Origin of the sequence: Phenylobacterium sp., from assembly GCF_004799395.1 — a bacterium.
Taxonomy (GTDB): Bacteria; Pseudomonadota; Alphaproteobacteria; order Caulobacterales; family Caulobacteraceae; genus Phenylobacterium.
The window spans coordinates 1-4989 of the sequence record NZ_SSMZ01000331.1 but is presented as its reverse complement, the minus strand read 5'-3'; the positions used below and the strand labels follow the sequence as shown (position 1 = coordinate 4989).

The 4989-nt window shown below is 62.5% G+C and carries 4 protein-coding genes; 3 read left to right on the top strand and 1 reads right to left on the bottom strand.

Annotated elements, in window-relative coordinates:
- On the top strand, positions 1–744 hold a 744-nt coding region (locus tag E8A12_RS21285; RefSeq protein ID WP_293372619.1), incomplete at its 5' end, for an ATP-grasp domain-containing protein.
- Between the two features lie 927 nt (positions 745–1671).
- On the top strand, positions 1672–2754 hold the full coding sequence (locus E8A12_RS21280; protein WP_293372617.1) for a histidine kinase dimerization/phosphoacceptor domain -containing protein: 1083 nt from the start codon (positions 1672–1674) through the stop codon (positions 2752–2754).
- 615 nt (positions 2755–3369) lie between these two features.
- Here the strand turns inward: E8A12_RS21280 and E8A12_RS21275 are convergent.
- Positions 3370–4293, bottom strand: a complete 924-nt coding sequence (locus E8A12_RS21275) for a LysR family transcriptional regulator (RefSeq protein WP_293372615.1) — start codon at positions 4291–4293, stop codon at positions 3370–3372.
- 83 nt (positions 4294–4376) lie between these two features.
- On the opposite strand from E8A12_RS21275, the gene E8A12_RS21270 reads away from it, so the two are divergent.
- A partial coding sequence (locus tag E8A12_RS21270; protein ID WP_293372613.1) for an SDR family oxidoreductase occupies positions 4377–4989 on the top strand: 613 nt, incomplete at its 3' end.

Genomic DNA, 4989 nt, shown 5'->3' with positions numbered 1-4989 from the left:
CTGACCAGCCTGGCCGACCTGGACGCCCGCGTCGATGCGCTGGAAGCTGCGGCGGCGGAGCCGACTGACTACGGCCTGGGGGTGCTGGCCAATAATCGACTCCTCGTCGAGCGCTACGTCCACGGAAATCTGATCGGCTGCGACGTCTTTTCGGATGGGAAGGAACGGCGCCTGATCGGGGTCAACGATAAGCTCATGTATCCCCCGCCGTCGTTTGCAATCCGAGGAAGCTGCTTTCCCTCGAGCCGCTATGACACGGCCGCGCTCGCCGACTATGCCTTCGCCATCCTGGATGCGATGGGCTTCGATTTTGGCGCGGCGCATATTGAGATGATCGTGGCCCAGGACGAGCCCTATCTGGTCGAGGTGAACCCTCGCCTAGTCAGCGCCCAGATCCCGTTCCAGATGGCTTACGCCCTCGAACGATCCGTCTACGCCGACCTCATCAATTTGCATCTTTGCCAACCCGTTGCAGCGCTGGATGGCCTTGCTGCAGGTTGGTACTGCGCCATCCGCTGGATCGTGGCGGATCGGCCCGGCCGCATCCTCACCCTCACCCTGCCTGAGAGCGCCCCGGAAGCCATTCGCCGGGTGGTGCTGTTCAAGGGACCTGGCGATCCTGTGACGCCGCCAATGAGCAACGGCGACCGGATCGGTTATGTCATGGCCGCCGGAGACAGCCAGCGGCAGGCCGAAGAGATCGCCGAACGCTACGTCGATAGCTGCGCCTTGCTGCTGGGGTAGGCCTCGGCTTCGACATCGATCTTCAGGACCCGGCGCCGCAGGATGTGGGCGCATTGCCGCCCACGATGGCTGCTACTCAGGTGTCGGGACAATGGACGTCGTCGAGCACATTGCGCGAGAGCTAGGTTCACAGCTTTTCGCCTAGCTGCCGGCTCCGGTCGATGCACCCGTTACCAGCGCCGTCGAAACGGTGACGACAAGCTGCGTGAACGCGTACGACTTCACAATCCTGACGCTGCCTGGGGCACCCTTGGACGGCCAGTCATTCGAACTGCCGCCACTGACGTAAATGATCGGCAGTTCGGGGCGCAATTCCCGGGCTCGCGTAGCGATCGCCGAGCCATCCACCTCTGCCCCAGATCTATATCGGTGATCAGCGCCTTGAACTCGGCGGCCCGCGCTTCCAACGCGGCCAGTGCCTGCGCTGCCGACCCAAACGCCTCAACCCCGAAGCCGGCATCCCCGAAGGCAGTTATGCCAAGATCAAGAATTAGAGGCTCGTCCTCCACGTAAAGCAGTATCGGTCGAATGATTTCCGGCAACCGCCCCTTCCCCCTTGGACGTCGCGAGAGCAACGTCGACTTCCCGATGCTGAATCCAACGAGCAAACACCAGGGTCGTTCCCCCAACGACCGTGTTTCTGGAGCAGGAGTGGGAGGTAGGCGATCTCGCAGAGGCGCGTCCGCGCTGTTCAACAGCCATACGACGTGCGTTCCGCGTCGTCCAACTGCAAGACGGCCGCGTCGATTCTCGGAGGTGAGATGTCGCGACGGTCGGCACGAACCCAGCGAGGTGCGTCTTCGCTATCAATTCAGCGGACATTTCCGAGGGCTGGCTGCGACAATGCAGCAGTGGTCTCGTGGCAAGTGGTCTATTAGATAGGCGCAGAGTTGCGCTCTATGACAGTCGCGGTCACGGTAGATTTTTATGGTATCGGACGTTCCAGAGAATAGCATCGGACAGATACTCGAACGCCCCAAGCTCGTGGCCGCGCTTGAAGGCGACCACTTTAAACAGTTCCTCGACCAGGTTCCGATCGCGATCGCGGTCTCGGAACTCAATCCGATCGAAAAAGTAATCTATGCCAACCTGGCGTTTGAGCGCCTGTCGGGCCAGTTGAACACGACCATACTCGGCAACAGCTGGCAAAGCCTCCCGGGCGAGGCGGCGACTCCTGAGATGACGTCTCTCAGCGAGGCGATCGCCAAAGGGCGAGACCACCTCGGCTCCTTCTTCATGCCGCACGGTGACGCTCCGCTGCTGGTCGATGCGTGGTCAAATGTCATCGAGGACGACCAAGGAAAACCGGCTTTCAGGCTCGTGGCGCTCATAGCGGCCGCAAAGCGTGATCCCGCAGTGCTCGATGAACTCGAAGATCGGGTTCGCGAAAAGGACACCCAGCTGCAGGAATTGCAGCACAGGGTGAAAAATAACCTTCAGATGATCACCGCGCTGATCCGCGTCGAGGCCCGCGGGGTCACAGACCTATCCACAGGCGAAGGATTCGATCGGCTGGCGGGGCGCGTCGAGGCGTTAGGCCTTTTGTACCGTGCTCTCGATCAAGCCCCCGGCGAAGGGGTGATCGATCTCGGAATCTACCTGAGTGAAATCGCGTCCGCCGTCATGCGCGCCCACGCGGTGGAGGGCATCCATCTCGATCTGCAGGTGGATACCTGGCTGGTCTCGCTCGACGTCGCCATGCCAACCGGGCTTGTGGTCAACGAGCTGCTCACCAACGCCCTCAAACACGCCTTCCAGGGTCGCGACGGCGGCGCCATCGCCTTGCATAGTGTGACGGACAGCGCCGGAGGATGCCGCGTCCTGGTCAGAGACGACGGCGTGGGCCTGCCCGAAGGGTGTACATGGCCTAAACCCGGCAAGCTCTCAGCCCTGATCGTGCGCTCGCTCTTGCAAAATGCGAAGGCGCGGATGGATGTCAGCTCGCGCCCCGGCAAGGGCATGCAGGTCGAGATCGCCTTTGACCGCGCCGACGCTGCCCGCCTTACTTGATCAGCGCAGCTATATCGCGACCCCATGAGCGACGTTGGCGCGCAGACCAGAACTGCGGACCAGATATTCGACCGAGCCAAGTGAGCGATCGGCGCCGCGACAGGGAACCTGCAGGGCTTAAGTCTGCGCAACCTGGTGCAGGCCGACGACGAAGCCGGATATTAGCAACATGATAGTTATACTACAACATATTGCCTTAACTGCACTTTCTTACTCCCACTCGATGGTCAAATTCCCCGATAACCTTTTGAGTTAATTTGGCTATTTGCTCGAACATCTGGCTTTATCCGAAATGGTCACCGACGATAAAGATTGCTCTTGAATTCGTTGGAGAATTTTCAGCAAAATTATTTTCACCGCATCGCCATCTATCGGCGTGTTTCGCTTCGCGAAGCGCCACTGGGTCAGCGGTCCAGAACAAGCTGAATGTGGCGCCATTGGCCTCACACCGGAAGCATTCACACCGCCACGCGATGGCACCATTTAGCGACGCGGAGGCCAGCCTCATCCACGGCATTCGTGATGTGGATTGGGGGGTTGCGGAGCAGGCTGCGCGAGAGTCCGCCAATCATCTGGCGTCGCCCGGCGGCCCATGCCGTCTCGTCCCCAGACGACTCAAGCCGGCGCCGCTGCCGCACGGCACACCGCCAGAACGGTGTCGCGCAGCCATCTATGCGCCGGGTCAGCGTCCATTCGAGGATGCCACATCGCCGAAATCGCGATCGGGGGCGTACGAACGGGAAGGTCAAAGCCGACGAGACCTAGCCCCGTCGGGTCAGCACCGGTCGGGCTGGCGAGCCCCGATCGCGGCAGGAGCGCCACCAAGTCCGTGTTGCGCGCGATGCGCACGGCGTCCGGGAACCCAGGCACGACGGCGACGACCTCCCGCCTAAGTCCAAGATCCTTCAGCGCGTCATCGACAGGCCCCGTGAACTTGCCTCTGCGCGAGGCCACGACATGCCGGCAGGCCGCATAGCGTTCAGGCGTCATGGGCCCTTCCAGCAACGGATGTCCGATCCGGGCGGCGCCGATGAAGGCGTCGCGGAAGAGGAGACGGGTCCGCACCTCCGGCGCCGACGCTCCCAGCACTCCGATCTCAAGATCGATCTGACCGTCCCGGAGGGGCAGAGCATCCTTGTCGGGCTTGGGCGCGAAGCGCAGCTGGACATGTGGCGCGACGTCGATGATCGCAGCCACCAAAGGCGCCGAAAATAGTTCCGTGAAACCTTCGCCGGCGCGAATGGTAAAGGTTCGCTCAAGCGAGGCGACCTCCAAATCGCTGGCCTGCGGTCTGAGCACGACGCGCACGTCACGGGTCAGTTGATGAACCCGATCGCGCAGTTCGGCGGCCCGGGGTGTCGGCACAAGTCCGCGTCCGGCGCGCACGAGCAGCGGATCGCCCGTCGCGGCGCGAAGCCGCGCCAGAGTGCGGCTCATGGCGGATGCGCTCAAGCCGAGACGCCGCGCCGCGCCTGTCACGCTACCCTCGGCCAGCAACGCGTCCAGGGCGGCAAGCAGGTTCATGTCCGGCGTTTCCATGAACGAAGGCTACTGGAACTGAACGACGAGCCATAGCGTCAGGCGCAACTATCTTGTGCATGAGCTGCGTCTGGCGCACTCTGATGGGTTCACGCACATTCGCTTCCGAGCTCAACAGCGAAGACATCCTCGTGCGTACACCCGCTTCAAGCGACACCCTCCCTGCAGTCCTTCTCGTTGGTGCGTCGCGCGGGCTTGGCCTCGCGATCGCCGCCGAGTTCCTTAAGCGGGACTGGAATGTCGTCGGTACGCTGCGAGGCGACGCCAGAACCGGGCTGCACGATCTCGCGGATGAACACCCGGGCCGGCTCGAGATCGCGTCGCTCGACATTTCGAAGCCGGATCAGATCTCGGCGCTGCACGACCGGGTCATGGGCCGCCGCTTTGATATCCTGTTCCACAATGCCGGCATCGCCAACGCCAACCCGCAGCAGTCCTCCGGGACCGCGTCGACGGAGGAGGTCGTTCGCGTCCTGGTGACGAATGCGCTTAGCCCGATGCGGGTGATCGAGAGCTTGCAGGACCTAGTTCCCCCGGATGGCCTCATCGGCGTCATGTCCTCGGGCCAGGGAAGCATCGCCAACAACGAGAGAGCCGGCAACGACGTCTGTCGCGCCAGCAAAGCCGCCCTGAACCAGTTCATGCGGTCCTACGCCGCGCGCCATGCCTCAGAGCCGCGCGCCCTGGTGCTGATGG